The sequence below is a fragment of the Rothia sp. HMSC069C03 genome (assembly GCF_001811075.1).
Classification (GTDB): Bacteria; Actinomycetota; Actinomycetes; order Actinomycetales; family Micrococcaceae; genus Rothia; species Rothia mucilaginosa.
In genome coordinates this window covers 9,530-28,988 of record NZ_KZ627117.1, presented here as the reverse complement: position 1 = coordinate 28,988, position 19,459 = coordinate 9,530, and the positions used below count along the sequence as shown (strand labels likewise).

Below are 19,459 nucleotides of genomic sequence, written 5' to 3'. Positions count from 1 at the left end.
GCAACATCTGAATACAACAAACGAGTGCCCGGCACCTCCGAATATGGAGGCGCCGGGCACCCGTTTCAGTTATCTCACCGCGGCTACTTCACCGCGCTGACGAAAACTTAGATTAGAGGACCAGGCCCTTGGTCTGGGACACTGCGCGCTCGAAGCGAGCCTGAACGTCAGCCCAGTTCACAATGTTCCAGAATGCCTTGACGTAGTCGCCCTTAACGTTCTGGTAGTCCAGGTAGAATGCGTGCTCCCACATGTCCAGCTGCAGAACGGGGATCAGTGCAACGGAGATGTTGCCCTGCTGATCGTAAAGCTGCTCGATGATGAGGCGCTTGCCAACGGTGTCCCACGCGAGGATTGCCCAGCCGGAGCCCTGAATGGTCAGTGCAACGTTGGTGAAGTGCTCGCGGAACTTGTCGAAGGAGCCGAAGAACTCGTCGATTGCTGCTGCCAGCTCGCCGGTGGGCTTGTCGCCACCCTCGGGGGACAGGTTGTTCCAGAAAATCGAGTGGTTGGTGTGGCCACCCAGGTTGAACGCCAGGTCCTTGGAGAGCTTGGAGACGTTGCCGTACGCACCGTTCTCGCGTGCCTCTTCGAGCTGCTCAAGAGCTGCGTTAGCACCTGCAACGTATGCTGCGTGGTGCTTGTCGTGGTGCAGCTCCATGATCTTTGCGGAGATGTGGGGCTCGAGCGCCGCGTAGTCGTAGGGAAGCTCGGGGAGAGTGTACTTTTCAGCCATGATGATGCCTTTCATTAGAAAACTTGGCTCGTATTAAAGATTACCAGCGTAGCGTTTACTTTACTTTTCACGAATTGGGGAGCGTCACATGTATGTAAGACCTCGCTCGAGCCTGTGGATTTTAGGCGGAGACTTTTCCCCACACCTGTGGATAACCCTGTATATCAACAGGCTTTTCAGAGCCGGCACCCTATTCTGCCTTGAAATACCGGGGTATGCACTCATGTGAATAACAGTGCTGTAAGTTCTCCACACTGTGGATAACTACTGTGGATAACAGCTCTTTTTGGGGATGCGCGGGGGATAAAATGCAGAATTTTCACCCTCATTCGGGGCGTTTTTCCTTCTACTAGCCAAAATATTGAACACTGAAAGGTGCGTTGATCGGTCTTCCATACCTCTTTATGCCGGAGGCGGTGGATTAAGTGCACAGGGTTATCCACAGGTGTGGAAATTTTCGGGTTCCGCGGGTTTAAAGGTGAAAAGGTCTTCTGTTTAAGAACTTACCCTCGGTTTTAATGACTGTGAAAGCCTGTAATTACAAGAATTTTTTGACTGAACCCCTCTTTTTGTCTCGCATTGCCACCATCGCCAGCTTCGCCAAATCACATGCGTGTAAGTTCTCCACACTGTGGATAACCATTGTGGATAACCCCTGTGGGTAACATCCCTGGCGCGATACGGCACAGTAACACCACAGCTGCAAGGTGCGCAGTGCAGGTACGCAGACCCCTCAACTCATGCTTCTCCCCTAGTCCATAGGGGTGCTCTTACTAATCCCTATGAAGGCAAAGAAAAAAGAGCACCCGACCATTGGATGCTCTTAGAGTGAGTTGATAGAAATTTGAGTTAAAAAGATACGGTACGGAATGCAGCCCAACCACGAACTGCACCCGCACCGCACATCCGTCGGTAGAAATACGAGTTACTCGTACACCGACGACAATCACCGATAAATAGAGAGTCGAACCTATCGAAGCGAGCTTCCGGTCTCGCCTCGGAGGCTTCCTTCGACCCCGTTATATAATTAGTGTACACGGTTTCATTACGGTTGCAAAGCCAAAACCGAGATTTTTTTAAAATTTTTGTTATCGTTTCGTTATTTTTCGACCTTGGAACACTCTTTGCCAACCCAAGAATTTTCTTCCATCACCCAAAAAACCTTGATATTCCGCGGAAGTTAGCATTATGCACGGAAGTGCTTCTTGGTACGGTCTTGTCTATACTTGTACTGGAAATCTTTTTGAATATGTCGCATTTTACTTGCTTACCCCGGGTATTTGCAGTCACTGCGTACAAAAAGATACCCCTGGCACCCCTCAAAAAATTAGCACCAAAGTGTCAAGCATTACTTGACCGTACCAATTTAGGGTTACCGGGCAAGACCTTTCGCTACAATGGGTGCCAACACACCACACCTCCCCTTAATAAGGGAGCTCCATATCCGATAAAAGAGGAACCAATCCCGTGCCCATACCAACCACGTCTGCGCAGCGGTCTGACAATACCGCACACAACGAATCCATCCAGTGGCTCTCCCAGCAAGAGCGAGAAGGGTGGCTCTTTATTAGCTCCATCATCTTCAGCCTCACCCGCAAGATGGAAAACCAGCTACAGACCGAGGCTGGCATCAGCTTCGTTGAATACATGGTGCTCGCAATGCTTTCCGAGTCCAAGGATCATTCCCTCACCATGACCGAGCTGGCAATCACTACGAACACTCTTCCTGCACGCCTCTCACGAGTTGTAGCGCGCCTGGAGAAGGATGGATACGTCCGCCGCTCCCTCAGTGCTGAAGACCGACGTGTGAGCATCTGCCACCTGCTCCCGGCAGGCGAGCAGAAGATCCATGAAGTCGCCCCCAGCCACGTTGGCGAAGTACGCCGCCAGATTTTCGATCACCTCACCCCCGAACAGGTTGAGCAGCTTGCCGAGATCGGTAAGGCTGTTCTGGGTGATACTCCTTCAAACGTCATCTCGATTGATGCACTGCAGCGTGGGGAATACCCCGCACACTAACCTCCTCCATCCCACAGAGGGATGAGAGTTGAGAGAACCAGAGATAAGGCACATTCCCCACCGGGAACGTGCCTTATCTCTTTAAGGGCACGCGCAGATTTTAGGGCGCGCGCAGAACAACCTTTACGGAGGCGGTTGGGGGCGTATCGGGGTTCTGGCCACATCAGTTTCGCCGCATTTTCGAGAGATTTTTAAGATTTTTTTGCGCCCTCTAGCCCCGTGCGCAGGCACCCAACATGGCATCTCTATGTTTACTTTGAGCCGTAGGTTTGTGGTTTTTAAACCCGCTGTCTGTCCCTATTAAACCGCGAAATCTCAAGGAAACACACCCAATACCACACAACCCAAAGAAAGTATTCAGGACATCCACACTAAGGGTTGTGGTGACAATATGTCAGGGGTACCTTATCTGATTCACCGATTAGCCTTTTCTCTCTGTACATGACGCACCCCACCCCTTACGATAAATATCAACAGGTTGCACCGCGCCATCCCGGCGCCCAAAAGCAACCACCATATAAGGAGAAACCATATGTCTAAGTCTTTCTACGACCTTCTGAACGAGCAGATCGGCCACGAGTTCGCCGCATCCCACCAGTACCTGTCCATGGCTATCTGGCTCGACGGTGAGGACCTGCCCCAGCTGGCTAAGTTCTTCTACCAGCAGTCCCTCGAAGAGCGCGAGCACGCACTCATGATGGTTCAGTACAAGCTGGACCGCGGCCACAAGGTCGAGATCCCCTCTGTTCCCGCTGTCAAGAACGACTTCGAGAACGTTCAGGAAATCGTTGACATGTCCCTGGCACAGGAGAAGGCTGTCACCGGTCAGATCGAGGCCCTGTTCTCCGCAGCACGCGCTGAGAACTACGCACTGGGCGAGCAGTTCATCCTCTGGTTCCTGAAGGAACAGGTTGAGGAAGTTGCCACCATGGAGACCCTGGTGACCATCGTGAAGCGCGCAAACGGCAACCTCTTCGACCTGGAGAACTACGTTGCACGCGAGCTGGCACACGACCACGGCCAGGAGTCCGGCGCACCCGCAATCGCTGGTTCCTAATCTTGCGTTCGCACGACTAGAGCACTAGTCGAACACGCAGAATATCTGCAAAATATTAAACGTTCCGCCCTCCCCACGTGCAGTGGGGAGGGCGGAACGTTTATGTATATACGCCATGAAAGCACACCGCGGTGCACCGTCCAGGAGCTAAAAGCCGCCAGCGGGTACTCGAATACTCATACAGTGCAGAGTAAACTTAAAAGCCTTAGATGCCGCATAATATCACGGCAGAAAGAGGAGAGAATGACTCACACCAACCCAGATACCCTCAGCCGCGGCTCATATAGCAACTCACGCCGCGTAGCCGACATTCTGCGTGCAGAATCAGTCGGCGGTACCGTACTTCTGATTGCGACGGTACTGGCAGTAGTACTCGCCAACACCCCCGCCTCCACCTTCTACTTTGGTCTGCGAGACACCGTGGTCGGCCCGGTCATCCCCGGCTTCAACCACCTGCAGATGAGCATCGGAACCTGGGCAGCAGACGGTCTGCTCGTCGTTTTCTTCTTCCTCACCGGCCTGGAGCTGAAGAAGGAATTCGTGATTGGTGACCTCAAGTCGCCCTCCACCGCGATTGTGCCGATTGCGGCCGCTTTCGGTGGCGTGGCGGTGCCCGCGATTATCTACACGGCGCTGAACTTCACCAGCCCCACCGCTCTGCACGGCTGGGCAATCCCTACCGCAACCGATATTGCGTTCGCGGTGTCTGTTCTCGCCGCCGTGGGTACTTTCCTCCCCTCGGCGATGCGTGTCTTCCTGCTGACCCTGGCAGTGGTCGATGACCTGATTGCGATCTGCATTATCGCGATTTTCTACACCAATAACTTCCACGGCGAGTACCTGCTCTTCGCGCTCATTCCCCTCGCTCTTTTCGCGTTCATTGCCTACCGCGGTGAGACCATGCTGCATCTGAAGCCTCTCGCCGCATGGATTCTGCTGCTGCCTCTGGGTATTATCACCTGGGCGCTCTTCCTTGAGTCCGGTATTCACGCAACCATTTCTGGTGTGGTTCTGGGCTTCCTGGTGCCCGTGAAGATGTCCGCTCGCTCTGAGGCGGCGCAGGCTGAACACGGTCTTGCGGAGGTGCTGGAGCACCGCTTCCGTCCCCTCTCTACCGGCATCTGCGTGCCAATCTTCGCGTTCTTCAGCGCGGGTGTGGCTGTGGGCGGCTTTGAAGGCCTCGGACGCGCCCTCACCGACTCGGTGGCGGTCGGCATTATGGTCGCACTGGTTGCCGGTAAGACCTTTGGTATTTTCGGCACCACCTGGCTTGTGACTCGCTTCAAGAACGCTAACCTCGATCCGGACGTTGCATGGATTGACGTGGTCGGTCTGGCTGCAACCGGTGGTATCGGTTTCACCGTGTCCCTGCTGGTGGCTGAGTTGTCCTTCCCGCACGGCTCTCCGCACACTGAGGACGCAAAGATTGCGATTCTCGTCGGCTCTGTTCTGGCTGCCATTGTGGGCGCGGCTATCCTGTCTCGCCGTAACAAGCACTACCGTGCCCTGGCTGAGAAGGAAAGCGTGGACGCTGACGACAACGGCATCCCCGACATCTTCGAGGGCACCTACCGTGACCCGAAGACCGAAGCCTAGTAAGAACTTCTAAGGTCTAGCACCTTCCCTACACCCCAATCCCCGCTGATAATGATGTCTCACCGCACTACCTCACGTCGCCATACAGCACGAGCAGGGCAGGCGCCCGCGCCTCCCTCAATGTATGCAGAGATATCAGCACGCGTGGTGATTGGGGTGTATTCTTTTGCCGCGCTACTGACCACGTTCGCGTGGATTATCTCTCCTCTGCGGCACGGTCGCGGCTTCACTTGGTGGAAAGTCACCGCTGACCTGCTGAATATTCCCTCCACGCACACGCTACCCAGCGCCATTACGATGATTGTGCTTGTGTCCGGGCTGATTGTGCGCAAGCGTGCCGCCCTCATTGCAGCCATCGTTTTTCAGGTGCTTGGCGCGCTGATTGCGACCCATAGCGCCTTCACGCTGGTGTTCCCCGCGGGGATTATGCCGAAAGACCGTATTTTCTCCTCGACGGTCGATACGCTCTCCATTGTGTTTGCGTGCGCGCTAGTGCCTTTCCTTTTCTCGATTCGTTCGGCGTTCCCAGCACGCATTGGTCGCCTCTCGTGGGCGGGTGCGGCTGCTACGGCAGCTGGCGGTATTCTGCTGACCACTTTGGTGCTCTGGTATCTCTGCCGTATTGGTGTGTGGGAGCCGTTGCGTTCGGTGACCCCGTGGGAGTTGCTGATGCACGGCATGGGTATTGAACGTACCCATCCTGGTGTTTGGTCTGCTGATGTGATGGCTTTCTTGGCGTCTTTTGGTTACGGTGCCTCGCTGGTTGCGGCACTGTACCTATTGGCGCGCGGTTACCGTGCCCCGGATGCATGGACCGGCGAGAAGGAGCTAAAGATCCGCGCCCTGCTGCAGCAGTACGGTGCCAATGACTCGCTATCCTATTTTGCGACGCGCCGCGATAAGCAGGTGATTTTCTCTCCGGATCAGAGGGCGGCGATTACGTACCGTTCGGTGGGTTCGGTGTGTTTGGCGTCGAGCGACCCGGTGGGTGACCCTGATTCGTGGGATGCCGCGATTGAGCAGTGGATGCTGCAGGCGCGTAGCTATGGTTGGGTTCCTGCGGCGCTGAGCGTGAGTGAGGCGGGTGCGCGCGCCTATAACCGTGCGGGCCTGTCGATTATTCAGATGGGTGAGGAGGCAGTCCTTGAGGCGGACCGTTTCACGCTCAATGACACGTCGATGCTACCGGTGCGTCAGGCGGTTCAGCGTGTGCGTCGCGGCGGGTACACGGCGCAGATGCGTCGCTTTGCGGAGCTGGATGAGCAGCAGTGTCAGCAGGTTGCGGAGAATATTTCGGCGTGGCGTCATGGGCGTGTGGAGCGCGGCTTCTCGATGGCGCTGAATCGTGTGAATGATTCGGCGGATTCTTCGTCTGTTCTGGTGTCGGCTCATGATGAGGCTGGTCAGATGGTGGCTCTGCTGTCTTTCGTCCCGTGGGGTCCTACGGGGCTATCGCTGGATGTTATGCGCCGCTCCCCTGAGGCGCCTAATGGTGTGGTGGAGTTTATGGTGGCGTCGCTGATGGAGCAGGCGGCGTCTTTGGGTGTGCGGCGGGTGTCGCTGAATTTTGCGATGTTTGGCCATATTTTTGAGGCTGCTGATCAGGTGGGTGCGTCGGCGTGGAACCGTTTTGCTTCCCGCTCTTTGGGTGTGCTGGATCGTTTTCTGCAGTTGCGCCGCCTGTATCGTTTCAATCTGAAGTTTGCCCCGCTGTGGGTTCCTCGTTTTTTGGCGACGGAGCCGACGTTGGCGATGGCGAATGTTTTGGTTGCGGCGGGTATGGCGGAGGGGTTTTTGCCGAATCTGTCGGCGCGCCGTTTGCAGGATCAGGAGCAGGTTCTTTCTGCAGATGAGCTGGAGGCTCTTCACCAGATGCAGCTCGCTACTGTGGAAGAGCTTCCTGAGGTGTCGCGTAGCGATCAGACTCAGCACCGTCTGCGCCATTTGGAGGCGCTGCGTGTGGCGGGCATGGAGCCGTATCCGCTGGGTGGTTCTTTGGGCAGTACCAGTGCTCTTGTACTGGGCGTGAAGGATGCCCTGCGTATATTCTCTTCTGAAAATATTCCAGATTCGGAATTCATGGTTTCGGGGCGTATTCGCGCGCTTCGCAAGCACGGTGGAGTCCTCTTTGTGACCCTCATTGAAGAGGGTAAGACCCTGCAGGTTGTCATGGAACGCAGCCTGGTGGGCGAGCGCCCACTGAGCCTTGCCTCCCGCAACCTGGATACCGGTGACATCATCACCGTGCAGGGCACCTACGGGGTGAGCCGTAACGGCACCCAATCGCTGATTACCGCCTCCTGGCACATGGCGTCGAAGAGCCTGCACCCCATCCCCTTCGACTCCTTTACTGATCCGGAGGCGCGTCTGCGTCGCCGTTCCACGGACCTGTTGGTGCATCCGGATCAGATGCAGAATCTGCGTCTGCGTACCGCGGTCATTAAGGCGCTGCGTGCCCGGCTGGATGCGGAGGGTTTCCTTGAGGTGGAGACCCCGATTCTGCATACGGTGCACGGTGGTGCGAGCGCGCGCCCGTTCCGCACGTATATCAATGCGTACGGTGAGGATTTGACTCTGCGTATTGCGCCGGAGCTGTACCTGAAGCGTCTGGTGGTGGGCGGTAGCGGTCCGGTGTATGAGCTGGGTCGTGATTTCCGTAATGAGGGTGCTGATGCGACCCATAATCCGGAGTTTACGGTGCTTGAGGCGTATCGTCCGTATGCGGATTATGTGCAGATGCGTGAGTTGACGGAGCGTCTGATTAAGGATGCCGCACAGTCGGTGTTTGGTTCAGTGTCTTTGCCGTTGGGTCATAAGGCTTCGAGCGAGCGCACGGTATCTGATGTGTCGGATCCGTGGCGTGTGGTGTCGGTGTGTGATGCCCTGTCGGAGGCGCTGGGTCGCCGCGTGGATGTGCAGACGGATTTTGAGGAGTTGCTGGCTTTGGCGCAGCAGCACGGTGTGCGTGTTCATGAGGGTATGGGTCCGGGTGCCGTCGTTGAGGAGCTGTATGGTGAGCTGGTTGAGGCGCATACGGTGGAGCCGACGTTCTATACGGATTTCCCTGCCGAGACGAGTCCGCTTGCGGCGCCGCATCGTAGTGTTCCGGGTTTGGCGGAGCGTTGGGATTTGGTGATTAACGGCATGGAGATTGGCTGTGCTTATTCTGAGCTGGCGGACCCGCTGGTGCAGCGTGAGCGTCTGACGGAGCAGTCGTTGAAGGCGGCTTCGGGTGATCTGGAGGCGATGGAGGTGGATGAGGATTTCCTCTACGCCTTGGAGACGGGTATGCCGCCGACGGGTGGTTTGGGCCTGGGTGTGGATCGTCTGGTGATGCTGTTGGCTCAGACTCAGATTCGTGGGGTGTTGTCGTTCCCGTTTGTGAAGCCTGAGCGTTCGTAGCCCGACTGATACCCCCGCTTCTTCGTTATGCCCGGTGCGAGGTTTTGTGCCTTGTGCCGGGCTTTTTGTGCCCGCCCTACCGGTGCCGTCAACACCTCCACGGAGTCTATATTTACTCTGCCCATATATTAAGTATTCGTTACATTTTGGCTTGGGCCCCTTTTTTAAGTTGCCGAGCGGGTGGCGTAGCCGACACAATGAGGTGACTAATCATGCGGAGCGTATGTGCCTCCGTTACGCGGCTTTGAGTCCGCGCCACCCAGCAATGTAGCCCACACGTTGTCCGTCTTTCGGATTTGAGCGTGCGGGCTTTTTGCTTTCAAGATTGGAGTGCCGAGTGGATTTTCTTCTGAATATCATCGGGGACATTAATACGCAGACTGCGGAACTGACTTCCTCCGTGGATGCCGTGCAGAACTGGATGTGGAGTAATTTCCTCTACTACGCTCTGATTGCGGCTGGTTTGTACATTACGATCCGTACTCGCGGTGTGCAGTGGCGTTCCATTAAGGAAATGGTCCGTGTCCTGGGTGACCCGGTTGCTCGTGAGGCTGACGGTAAGAAGAGCATTTCTTCGTTCCGTGCGTTTACTGTTTCGGCGGCTTCTCGTGTGGGTACCGGTACTGTTGCGGGTGTTGCTTTGGCTATTGCTATGGGCGGCCCGGGGGCTGTGTTCTGGATGTGGGTTATTGCCGCTGTTGGTGCGGCTTCTGCTTTTGCAGAGTCCCTTCTGGGTCAGCTGTATAAGGAGCGCGGTAAGGATTCCTATATTGGTGGGCCGGCGTACTACATGAAGCGCGGCCTGAATGCTCCGTGGATGGGTTACATCTTCGTGGCGTTCATTGTGATCACTTACGCGTTTGTGTTTGTGGCGGTTCAGACGAATGCCGTGGTGGATGCTGCGGCGAACTCGTTCAATATTGATGTTTCGGGTACTAACTCTATGGGTTTCCGCATCACTATTGGTCTGATTATGGTGGCGCTGACTGCGGCTATTATTTTCGGTGGTATTCGCGCGATTTCTTCGGTGACTGAGTGGCTGGTTCCGATTATGGCGGTGCTGTATCTACTGTTGGGCCTGCTGGTTGTTCTGCTGAACATTACCGAGGTTCCGAATATGCTGCTGATGATTTTCCAGGGTGCTTTTGGCATCAAGGAGTTTGTGACCGGCGGTACCATGGGTGCCGTGATTTGGGGTATGAAGCGTGGCCTGCTGACTAATGAGGCGGGTATGGGTACTGCTCCGAACGCTGGTGCGACCGCTACTATTTCTCACCCGGCTAAGCAGGGTTACGTGCAGACTTTGGGTGTTTACTTTGACACCATGATGGCGTGTACTGTGACTGCGTTTATTGTTCTGCTGTCGAACCCGACTTATGGTGATCGTTCTCGTGGTGCGTCGCTGACTCAGTCGGCGTTGGCTATGCAGCTGGGCGATTGGGCGGTTCACTTCCTGACTATAGCGATTTTCATGTTTGCGTTCTCGACTGTGATTGGTAACTACTACTACGGCGAGTCGAATATGCGTTTCGTGACTGAGCGTAAGCTGCCGATGAATATTTTCCGTGCATTGGTTCTGGTATTCGTGTTCTTCGGTGCGATTTCCTCGCTGGATCTGGTGTGGACTACTGCGGATATGTTGAATGCCGGCATGGTGATTGTGAACTTGACGGCGGTTCTATTGATGACTCCGCAGGTTGTTGCGGTGTTGAAGAACTATGAGGCTCAGCGTAAGGCTGGTTTGGAGCCGATTTTCAAGGCTTCGGATATGCCTGAGTTGAAGAATCTTGCGGCATGGGATGGCACTGATGAGGTGACTACCCGTGAGTTCTGGGCTGAGTATGATGCAAAGGCTGCTGAGCGTCGTGCTGCGAAGAAGGCTAGCCGCTAGTTTGTGAGCTACACGCAGGTTTCTGCGTAAGGCTTTGTGGAGGGTCCGTCCTGCTGTGCGCGGGGCGGGCCATTTTTGCGTACCTGAGGTGAATGGTGGAGGGTGTCCTTGCTACGGTAGTAGGCTCTGAACGCCTCCTCGGACTATTCTGAGGGTCTGCAAGCTCCTAATGCGGGCTCCTAATGGGTCTGTATGCTTAGGAAGGATATTAGGAGGGTTTATGGATTGGCGTGCCGTACTGGAGCTGGTGGTCACGGTCGTGTTTCTGGCTGGTATTGCGTTGGCGCTATTGTGCTTGGTGACGATTCATCGGAACCCGCATTTTTCGGAGGTGCAGAAGCTGAAGTGGCTTCTGCTGGTGTTGTGCCTGCCGTATGTGGGTCCGGTGACATGGTTGTTGCGTGCGCGTTTGGAGCGTATTGACCGGGAGCGTGCTGAACAGGAGCGTATGGCGCGGGGTTCCGCGGCTGCTTCCGATGCGGCTGCTTCCGGTGGAGCGTCTGATAGTGCCCCCGATAGCACCTCCGATAGTGCTTCGGAGTCTCTTTCTGACACCCCTACCACCACTAAGTAACGAAGGTCACACTCTCCCAATTGGACAGCACCGCGCGCAGTCCGTATAGTTTTATGTGTTGCCTGCGGTGACACATCGTAAGACACATGCGCGAGTGGCGGAATAGGCAGACGCGCACGGTTCAGGTCCGTGTGCCCGTGAGGGCGTGGGGGTTCAACTCCCCCCTCGCGCACCAACGATCCCCGGTTCGAAAGAACCGGGGATTTTTTCATATCCATAACCAATTCCCCGCTAAATGACGGGGTTCCAGAGCGATGGGCAAGTGCATCACCTAAAATAGAATCGGGTGTGTTCATTCACAGGGCACACAGCTAACGCACAGACACGCTCGTTAAACTGAGCCTTTCGGATAAAGACCGTTTGTGCGGTCTGTTGCTCGGAATGGTCGTTGAGAAGGAGGCGGCATGAAGTTTTTCGACAAGCTGGGCAAGCTGGAGCAAGGCATCGGTCGCACTGTCGGCCTTTCCAAGGGCTTCGGCACCTTTGCGAAGGCGGATGTTGCTAACCGCGTCCGCATCATGATGGATGACGAGTCCTATGTGGACGGCAGTGGCCGCACTATGGCTCCTAATGTCTATACTCTCCGTTTCGCACCGGTTGATTTCCCTCGCGTGCGCGAGTGGGGCAACCCGTTCGCTGTTGAGCTGTGCGATTTGGCGATTTCGCACGCCCGCGCGCAGGGTTACACCCTGATTGGTGCGGTTCGCGTGACGTTCAACGTTCTTGATTCTCTCTCTGAGGGCGAGTTTGAGGTTGTTGCAACCTTCGAGCCGTTCTCTGTGCCGGAGGCTCCCGCGTCCTCGTCTCTGCGCGGCGCTGCTAACTACGCGCCGGTGCGTCCGCCGCGTGAGTCTTCTTTGCCGACCCGCATTACGAAGCCGCCTGCCCAGCCGGCTCAGCCTGCACCCAGCCCTGCGCCTCAGCAGGCTCCTGTGGGTCGCCCGGGCATGCCAGTACCGCCTCCTGCGGCGGGTGCTCCCCGTTTCTTCTTGGAGATTGAGGGTCGCATGCACCCGGTGAACCACCTGCCGTTTGTGCTGGGCCGCGGTTCTGATGCTGATTTTCGTCTGGACGATAAGGGTGTTTCTCGCCGTCACCTGCAGCTTTCGATGCAGGGTGGTGCGGTGGTCGCCTCCGATATGGGTTCTACCAACGGCACGTTGATTAATGGTGCGCCTCTGCGTGCGCCGGTGGTGCTGGCGAACGGTTCTCTGCTTCGCATGGGTAATACCCGCATCATCTTCCATAGTTCGACCGGAGGTGTCCGTTAATGGCGTCTGAATTGACCGTTACTATCCTTCGTTACGCTTTTCTGGCTCTGATTTGGTTCTTTGTTTTCCTGGTGGTTTCGGCGGCTCGCCGTGACCTTGGTTTGGGTAAGAACTATCGTGCGGCACCGGTTGATGCGGTTCCGGAGGCTACCCATATTGCGCCTCCGCCGACTCGTCCTTCACAGCTTGTGATTACTGCGGGGGCGCAGGCTGGCGCGATGATGCAGTTGGGGGACCACCCGATTACTATTGGCCGCGCTAATGACATTGAGGTGTCCCTGCAGGATGATTACGCCTCGGGCCGCCATGCGCGTCTGTTCCCTCAGGGTTCCCGCTGGTTCCTGGAGGATTTGAATTCTACTAATGGCACGTTCGTCAATGGCGAGCGTCTGACTCGTGCGACCCCGATTGAGCCCGGTGATGATTTCCGCGTTGGCGGTACCACCATGCAGTTGAGGGGCTAGTGTATGAAGATCGCTTTTCGTTTTGAGGCCCGCTCTGATACGGGTCTGAAACGCTCGAAGAATGATGACTCCGGCTACGGTGGTCGTTTCCTTGCTGTCGTTGCTGATGGCATGGGCGGTCACGTGGGCGGCGATGTTGCGTCGGCTACGACGGTTTTGAATTTGACCCCGCTTGACCACCCTGACTTTGAGGATGGTACCGGTAGCGTTTATCTGGCTGATGAGATTCAGAGCGCGAACCTGATCATTAATGAGCTGGCCGCTAATGACCCTCAGCTGGCGGGTATGGGTACGACCTGTACTGCCTTGCTGATTGATGGTGATTGCATTGAGTTCGCCCATATTGGTGATTCACGGGCATATCGTCTGCGTCCGGGCGCTGATGGTGAGTTTGAGCAGATTTCTACTGACCATACGTTTGTGCAGCGCTTGCTCAATGAGGGTCGTATTACCCCGCAGGAGGCAGAGAACCACCCGCATAAGAACGTGATTATGCGCGTTCTGGGTGATGTTGATGCCTCCCCCGAGCTGGAGTTGAAGACTCTGGACGCTGTTCCCGGCGAGCGCTGGGTGCTCTCTTCGGACGGTTTGGATGCTGTGGTGTCCCTGTCGGAGATTGAGCAGGTGATGCGTTCTACCGATGACCTGTCTGAGATCGCTGACACTCTGATTGCGATGACCTTGGAGCGCGGCGCGCCGGATAACGTGACGGTTGTGTCCTTGCAGGTGATTGACCGTGAGGTTCTGCCGGTGGATGAGCCGGTGGGTCCTTCGAGCCTGCCTGAGTCTGCCCTACCTGATTCGATTGTGGCGGAGCAGGAGGTCAGCACGAACACTCAGAAGCTTCCCGAGGTTGCTGCCACCGCTGAGGCTGCTGAGGCTATTTTGGGCGCGCACCATGATGAGGATTCTGAGGAGCGTTATCGTCGGTCGTTGCGCCGTTTCCGTCGTGCTCGTGACTTCTCTGGAACCCTGTTGCACAGTGGTTCTGGGGCGGTGCGTCACCATATCGGTACGTACGATAACGCCGTGGATGCGGCTCTTACGAATGCTGCGATTTTGCGTAGCGAATTGGGTTCCCGCCCGCATCAGCTGGTTGGTGCCGCTTCGGTGGCTACTGAGACCGGCATGATTCCGGCGGTTACTTCTCGTACCCTAGAGCATCGTGCGACGGTGGCTCAGCGTGTGCCTTTGAAGGTGGAGTCTGATGAGGCGACCCTGCCGGCTGAGCTGGAGGAGCTGATCGCTGAGGATACTGTTGAGCGTTCGCGCCCGCGGTCGTGGTCGATTCGCCTGTTCATTACTCTGCTGGTTGCGGCTATTTTGACGCTGGTTGCGTGGACTGGTCTGCGCTATGTGGAGCGTAGCTACTATGTGGGTGAGAGTGACGGCACGGTTGCAGTGTACAACGGTATTCCGCATGCGTTGGGTCCGATTCGCCTTTCTTACGTGGTGGAGAATACCGATATTCAGACGAGTGAGCTGAGCGATCATACTCGTTCTTTGTTGCGTAATGCGATTACGGCGAAGGACCTAGAGGACGCGCATCAGATTGTGTCTCGTTTGAAGACTCAGGCGGATCAGTCTCGTGAGAAGGCGGAGCAGGCCGCTGCGTCTGCTTCCGCGTCTGCCTCGGCTTCTGCTTCCCCGAGCTCTGAGACGCCCAGTGAGGCTCCGAACTCTGGGGCACCGGGCTCTGATTCGGCGTCCCCGGCTCCTGAGCTGGCTACGGTTTCCTCCGCGCCTATTGCAGAGAGCGGTGAGAACAATGGCTAAGTTCTTCTCGTTCCGCCGTGAGTCGGATGCGCCTCGTGCACGCCGTTTTACGGAGCTTTTCCTGCTGGTTTTGGCGGTGGGTATCAGTTCCTTCGGCATGTACTTGATTAATCCGGAGCACGCTTTTGATACGTCGAAGAGCCAGTGGCTACCGTGCACGGTGGTGCTGGGTGCCGGTGCTCTTCTGATTCACCTGGTCATGCAGTTCCGCGCCCGTTACGCTGATCCGTTTATTCTGCCGCTGGTGGTGGCTCTGAACGGTATTGGTTTGACCATGATTTATCGTCTGGATCCGCAAATTGCGGCTCCGGTGGGTGATGGTCAACTGATGTGGACCGGCGTGTCTATGGTGCTGTGCGCGATTATCGTGTTTGTGCTCAGGGATTACCGTCTGCTGCGTAAGGTCACGTACACCTCCCTGGTGCTGTCGATGATTCTGCTCATCATGCCGCTGGTTCCGGGTCTGGGTATGGAGCTCAATGGTGCTCGTATTTGGATTCATATCGGTAACCGCACATTCCAGCCGGGTGAGGTCGCGAAGATTACTTTGGCGATCTTCTTCGCCGGCTATTTGGCGACGCACCGTGACCTGATTCTGGTGGCTGGCCGCCGCATCGGTCCTATCAACCTGCCGCGTCTGCGTGATTTGGCGCCGGTGTTCTTGGCGTGGATTGTGAGCCTGGGTGTTCTGGTGTTCCAGAAGGACCTTGGTTCAGCAATTATGTTCTTTGGCCTGTTCATGGCGATGCTGTACCTTTCGACAGGCAGGGTTTCTTGGCTGGTAGTTGCGGGTGTCGGAATAGCTGTGGGTGGCTATTTTGCGTACCACTATGTCTCGCACGTGCACGCCCGTATTTATGCGTGGGTGCATGCATTTGAACCTGAGGTTTACCAGGCGTCTCCTGGTGGTTCGGGTCAGATTCTGCAGGGCGTTTTTGGTCTGGCTTACGGCGGTCTTTTTGGCCGCGGTTGGGGTCAGGGCCGCGCAAACCTCGTCCCGTACGCTAACTCGGATATGATCATTTCCTCCCTGGGTGAGGAGCTGGGCCTGGTGGGTCTGGGTGCCATCCTGATGATGTTCATGCTCCTGGTTTCGCGCGGTTACCGTGCGGCGTTGGGTACTCGTGATGGTTTCGGCAAGCTGTTGGCTGCCGGTCTGTCTACGGTCATGGTTCTGCAGCTGTTCGTGGTGATTGGCGGTGTGACTCGCCTGATTCCGCTGACTGGTCTGACGACTCCTTTCATGTCTGCCGGTGGCTCCTCGTTGGTGGCTAACTGGATTATTGTGGCGCTGTGGTTGTCTATTTCTCATAGTGCCCGCGCACCTCACCTGGTGGCTGGTTATGATGCTCCTCAGGGTATTGACCATGCGGACACTAGCTACGAGCCGGAGGGTGCTACTAGCGTTCTGGCGCGTATTACGGCTAAGGATTCTGGAGGTGAGAAGAATGGATAGGGCTATTCGCCGCATGTGGATGTCTGCCGCGTGCGTGTTTGTCCTGCTGATGGGCACCCTCAGCTATATTCAGTTCTTCGATTCGAAGACTCTGATGAATAATCAGTGGAATTCCCGAGCTCTCTACGATAATTACGGTTCGGCACGTGGCTCAATCGTGGTTGACGGTACGGAGATCGCTTCGTCGGTGAAGTCTGATGATGAGTACAACTACCAGCGTGTGTATAACCACCCGCTCAAGTACGCGGCTCTGACGGGTTACTTCTCCACGATTTATGGTGCGACCGGTTTGGAAGCTGCTATGGATAAGGAGCTTGCCGGCACGAGTGATAGCCAGTTCTACGACCGTGTGGCGCAGCTGTTCAGTGGTTCTTCTGCGCAGGGCGCTAGCGTGGATCTAACGATTAATTCGAAGCTTCAGGATATTGCGTATAGCGCTCTGCGGGGCCGTAAGGGCGCTATGGTGGCGATGAACCCGAAGACCGGTGAGATTCTGGCGATGGCTTCTTCGCCGTCCTATGATCCGAATCTTCTGTCGGCTCATACGAGCTCTTCGGTTTTGGCGAATTATCAGGCGCTGACTTCTGATGAGGACAGCCCCCTGTTCAACCGTGCGATTGCGGGTAACACCTATTCGCCGGGTTCGACGTTCAAGATTATTGATGCGGTGGCGGCGCTGGAGTCCGGCAAGTACAACGCATCTTCGGTCATTGCGAACCCCGCACAGTTGCCGCTGCCGGGCACGAACATTAGCCTGCCGAACTATACGGGCGGTCAGTGTGGAACCCGCACTCAGGCGACGATTGAGTGGGCTTTGGCTCAGTCCTGTAATACGCCTTTTGCGCAGATTGCGATGGATTTGGGTCAGGAGCGTATCGCGAAAACTGCAGAGAATTTTGGTTACGGCCAGGATTTGAAGATTCCGTTGAGGGTTTCTAAGTCTTCTTTCCCGTCAAATCTGACGCAGAGCCAGTTGGCCCAGTCGGCGATTGGTCAGTATGACGTGAAGACCACTCCGCTGCAGGTGGCTATGATGTCTGCGGCGATTGCGAATGGCGGTGTGCAGATGAAGCCGAATCTGATTCGTTCGGTGAAGACCAGCAACCTGAGCACTTTGCAGGAGTTCTCTCCTGAGAAGCTGCGTACGTCCACTAGTCCTGAAATTGCTAACCAGGTCAAGCAGTGGATGGTCAATTCGGTTGATAATGGTATTGCACGCAACGCTGGTGTCCCCGGTGTGAAGGTGGCGGGTAAGACCGGTACCGCGGAGACGACGGCAGGTTTGAATAATTCTTGGTTTACCGGTTTTGCTCCGGCTGATGATCCTCAGATTGCGATTGCTGTGGTTTATGAGGATATTGACGTGGCAACCGGTGCCCAGTTGGCAACCAGTACTAGTAAGCAACTCTTTGAGGCGGTGTTGAACAAGTGAGGCCTGCGGCTGATATCACTTTGGGCGGGCGCTACACCCTAACCGAACGTATCGCGATTGGCGGTATGGGCGAGGTGTGGAAAGCTCGCGATAAGGTGCTTGGACGCATCGTTGCGGTCAAGATCCTCAAGGAGGAGTACACCGGTGACCCGGGTTTCTTGGAGCGTTTCCGCGCTGAGGCCCGCAATACGGCGCTGTTGAACCACCCCGGCGTGGCGAATGTTTTCGACTACGGCGAGGAGGACAACTCCGCGTATCTGGTCATGGAGCTGGTCCCGGGTAATCCACTCTCTAGCATCATTGAGCACGAGACTACCCTGCCGCCGGACCGTGTTCTGAACTTCATTGCTCAGACTGCTCGCGCGTTGGCTGCGGCTCATTCGCAGGGTCTGGTGCACCGTGACGTGAAGCCGGGTAACCTTATCATCACCCCGGATGATCGCGTGAAGGTGACTGATTTCGGTATTGCTCGTCTGGCTAATCAGGTGCCGTTGACGGCTACCGGCCAGGTGATGGGCACCGCCCAGTATTTGGCGCCGGAGCAGGCAACCGGTCAGGCTGCTACCGCATCTTCGGATATGTACTCTTTAGGCATTATTGGTTATGAGTGCCTGGTGGGTCGTCGTCCGTTTACGGGTGAGTCGCAGATTGCGATTGCTTTGGCTCAGGTGAATGATCCGCCGCCACCGCTTCCGGAAACTATTCCGGCTGCTGCTCGTGCGCTCATCATGTGCTTGTTGGCAAAGGACCCGGCTCAGCGTCCTAAGGATGCGACCGCTCTGGCGTCTGCGGTGGATGCGATTCGTCGCCGCGATCTGAAGGCAGCGGTGAAGGCTGTTCCTCCGCTGGCGCAGTTCTTGGCTGAGGAGAATGCTGACGACTCTACTGTCGCTATGACTGCGATGGATGTGGCGGCGGAGCCGATTAGCGCTTCTGCTACTCCGCGTTTTGGTTCTGGTGGTCGTTTTTCGCCGGAGCCGACGACGGCACCTATTCCTCGTACGAGTGAGCAGACCATACGTCCGGCTTCGGGTCGTGTGAAGGCTGCTGTTGCTCCTCCGGCTAAGCGTGGACCGAACGTGTGGATGTGGGTTGCGCTGCTGTTGGCGATTGTGCTGATTGCTGGTGGTATTTGGACGGTCCTCTCCTCCAATAATGGTGGCGGTTCGACTGATTCGGTTCCGAGCGCTTCTTCGTCTGTTGTTCCGACGAACACGGGTACCGTTTCGACGGTGGAGCCGACTGAGTCTGCTTCTGCCCGTGCCGCAAAGCAGAAGGTGACCATCAACGCGATTAACTATGAGGGTCGCGAGCTGCAGGATGCAGTGAACGAGCTGAAGAACCTTGGTCTGTCCCCCAAGACTGAGGGTGTTGAGTCTACTCAGCCGGAGAACACGGTGATTTCGGTTTCTCCGACGGGTACTTTGGAGCAGGGTAATAGCGTGACTGTTCGCTATTCAACCGGTCCGAAGTCGGTGACTCTGCCGTCGAACCTTGAGGGTAAGAACGTTGATGAGGCGTCGAAGGCTGTTGCCGCTCTGGGTGTGAATGTTTCTCTGCATTATGAGAATTCGGACACGGCGGCCCCCGGTACGGTGCTTCGTACTACCCCCTCATCTGGCACCAAGGTCACGGTTGGTAGTAATGTAGACATGTATGTGGCCTCTTCCAGTTCGGGTAGGGGTTCGAGTGCGAGCGCTTCTGCTGCACCGTCTGCGTCGGCTTCTGCTTCCGCTTCCGCGTCGGCGCGTTAGCCCCTACATTTTGATTTAGTTTTAGTGATCC

The 19,459-nt window shown here is 56.1% G+C and carries 13 protein-coding genes and 1 tRNA gene; 13 read left to right on the top strand and 1 reads right to left on the bottom strand.

Annotated elements, in window-relative coordinates:
* Positions 1 to 112: 112 nt before the first annotated feature.
* Positions 113 to 736: a superoxide dismutase gene (locus HMPREF2779_RS00115; RefSeq protein ID WP_044150883.1), complete on the bottom strand. Its 624-nt coding sequence runs from the start codon at positions 734 to 736 to the stop codon at positions 113 to 115.
* A 1,467-nt stretch (positions 737 to 2,203) separates the two neighbouring features.
* On the opposite strand from HMPREF2779_RS00115, the gene HMPREF2779_RS00110 reads away from it, so the two are divergent.
* From HMPREF2779_RS00110 to HMPREF2779_RS00050, 13 genes are all read left to right on the top strand, one after another.
* The gene (locus tag HMPREF2779_RS00110; RefSeq protein ID WP_105360507.1) at positions 2,204 to 2,755 is read left to right on the top strand and encodes a MarR family winged helix-turn-helix transcriptional regulator; all 552 of its coding nucleotides are present in this window, start codon (positions 2,204 to 2,206) and stop codon (positions 2,753 to 2,755) included.
* Between the two features lie 532 nt (positions 2,756 to 3,287).
* The gene (locus HMPREF2779_RS00105) at positions 3,288 to 3,812 is read left to right on the top strand and encodes a ferritin (RefSeq protein ID WP_070684562.1); all 525 of its coding nucleotides are present in this window, start codon (positions 3,288 to 3,290) and stop codon (positions 3,810 to 3,812) included.
* Between the two features lie 243 nt (positions 3,813 to 4,055).
* On the top strand, positions 4,056 to 5,408 hold the full coding sequence (nhaA, locus tag HMPREF2779_RS00100; protein WP_105360506.1) for a Na+/H+ antiporter NhaA: 1,353 nt from the start codon (positions 4,056 to 4,058) through the stop codon (positions 5,406 to 5,408).
* A gap of 120 nt (positions 5,409 to 5,528) precedes the next feature.
* The gene (lysX, locus tag HMPREF2779_RS00095; RefSeq protein WP_105360505.1) at positions 5,529 to 8,810 is read left to right on the top strand and encodes a bifunctional lysylphosphatidylglycerol synthetase/lysine--tRNA ligase LysX; all 3,282 of its coding nucleotides are present in this window, start codon (positions 5,529 to 5,531) and stop codon (positions 8,808 to 8,810) included.
* A gap of 337 nt (positions 8,811 to 9,147) precedes the next feature.
* A complete protein-coding gene (locus tag HMPREF2779_RS00090; RefSeq protein WP_105360504.1) occupies positions 9,148 to 10,701 on the top strand; it encodes an alanine/glycine:cation symporter family protein in 1,554 nt (517 codons plus the stop codon).
* Between the two features lie 220 nt (positions 10,702 to 10,921).
* Entirely contained in the window at positions 10,922 to 11,275 is a 354-nt protein-coding gene (locus HMPREF2779_RS00085) for a PLDc N-terminal domain-containing protein (RefSeq protein ID WP_105360503.1), read from the top strand.
* An 88-nt stretch (positions 11,276 to 11,363) separates the two neighbouring features.
* Positions 11,364 to 11,450, top strand: a tRNA-Leu gene (locus HMPREF2779_RS00080).
* Between the two features lie 229 nt (positions 11,451 to 11,679).
* Positions 11,680 to 12,546, top strand: a complete 867-nt coding sequence (locus HMPREF2779_RS00075) for an FhaA domain-containing protein (protein ID WP_070684551.1) — start codon at positions 11,680 to 11,682, stop codon at positions 12,544 to 12,546.
* A complete protein-coding gene (locus tag HMPREF2779_RS00070; RefSeq protein ID WP_005507379.1) occupies positions 12,546 to 13,010 on the top strand; it encodes an FHA domain-containing protein FhaB/FipA in 465 nt (154 codons plus the stop codon). Before HMPREF2779_RS00075 ends, HMPREF2779_RS00070 begins: the two co-directional genes overlap by 1 nt.
* 3 nt (positions 13,011 to 13,013) lie before the next feature.
* Entirely contained in the window at positions 13,014 to 14,786 is a 1,773-nt protein-coding gene (locus HMPREF2779_RS00065) for a PP2C family protein-serine/threonine phosphatase (protein WP_105360502.1), read from the top strand.
* A complete protein-coding gene (locus HMPREF2779_RS00060) occupies positions 14,779 to 16,242 on the top strand; it encodes an FtsW/RodA/SpoVE family cell cycle protein (RefSeq protein WP_070684547.1) in 1,464 nt (487 codons plus the stop codon). Before HMPREF2779_RS00065 ends, HMPREF2779_RS00060 begins: the two co-directional genes overlap by 8 nt.
* A complete protein-coding gene (locus tag HMPREF2779_RS00055) occupies positions 16,235 to 17,674 on the top strand; it encodes a peptidoglycan D,D-transpeptidase FtsI family protein (RefSeq protein ID WP_105360501.1) in 1,440 nt (479 codons plus the stop codon). Before HMPREF2779_RS00060 ends, HMPREF2779_RS00055 begins: the two co-directional genes overlap by 8 nt.
* Positions 17,671 to 19,428 (top strand): protein kinase domain-containing protein, encoded by a 1,758-nt coding sequence (locus tag HMPREF2779_RS00050; RefSeq protein ID WP_105360500.1) that lies wholly within the window; start codon positions 17,671 to 17,673, stop codon positions 19,426 to 19,428. Before HMPREF2779_RS00055 ends, HMPREF2779_RS00050 begins: the two co-directional genes overlap by 4 nt.
* The last annotated feature ends 31 nt before the right edge of the window (positions 19,429 to 19,459 follow it).

What these genes read in the sequence shown, in the direction of transcription:
- HMPREF2779_RS00070 (WP_005507379.1), top strand. Translation starts at nt 12,546, where the DNA reads ATGGCGTCTGAATTGACCGTTACTATCCTTCGTTACGCTTTTCTGGCT.
- HMPREF2779_RS00060 (WP_070684547.1), top strand. Translation starts at nt 14,779, where the DNA reads ATGGCTAAGTTCTTCTCGTTCCGCCGTGAGTCGGATGCGCCTCGTGCA.
- HMPREF2779_RS00115 (WP_044150883.1), bottom strand. Translation starts at nt 736, where the DNA reads ATGGCTGAAAAGTACACTCTCCCCGAGCTTCCCTACGACTACGCGGCG.
- HMPREF2779_RS00085 (WP_105360503.1), top strand. Translation starts at nt 10,922, where the DNA reads ATGGATTGGCGTGCCGTACTGGAGCTGGTGGTCACGGTCGTGTTTCTG.
- HMPREF2779_RS00075 (WP_070684551.1), top strand. Translation starts at nt 11,680, where the DNA reads ATGAAGTTTTTCGACAAGCTGGGCAAGCTGGAGCAAGGCATCGGTCGC.
- lysX (WP_105360505.1), top strand. Translation starts at nt 5,529, where the DNA reads ATGTATGCAGAGATATCAGCACGCGTGGTGATTGGGGTGTATTCTTTT.
- HMPREF2779_RS00065 (WP_105360502.1), top strand. Translation starts at nt 13,014, where the DNA reads ATGAAGATCGCTTTTCGTTTTGAGGCCCGCTCTGATACGGGTCTGAAA.
- HMPREF2779_RS00055 (WP_105360501.1), top strand. Translation starts at nt 16,235, where the DNA reads ATGGATAGGGCTATTCGCCGCATGTGGATGTCTGCCGCGTGCGTGTTT.
- HMPREF2779_RS00105 (WP_070684562.1), top strand. Translation starts at nt 3,288, where the DNA reads ATGTCTAAGTCTTTCTACGACCTTCTGAACGAGCAGATCGGCCACGAG.
- nhaA (WP_105360506.1), top strand. Translation starts at nt 4,056, where the DNA reads ATGACTCACACCAACCCAGATACCCTCAGCCGCGGCTCATATAGCAAC.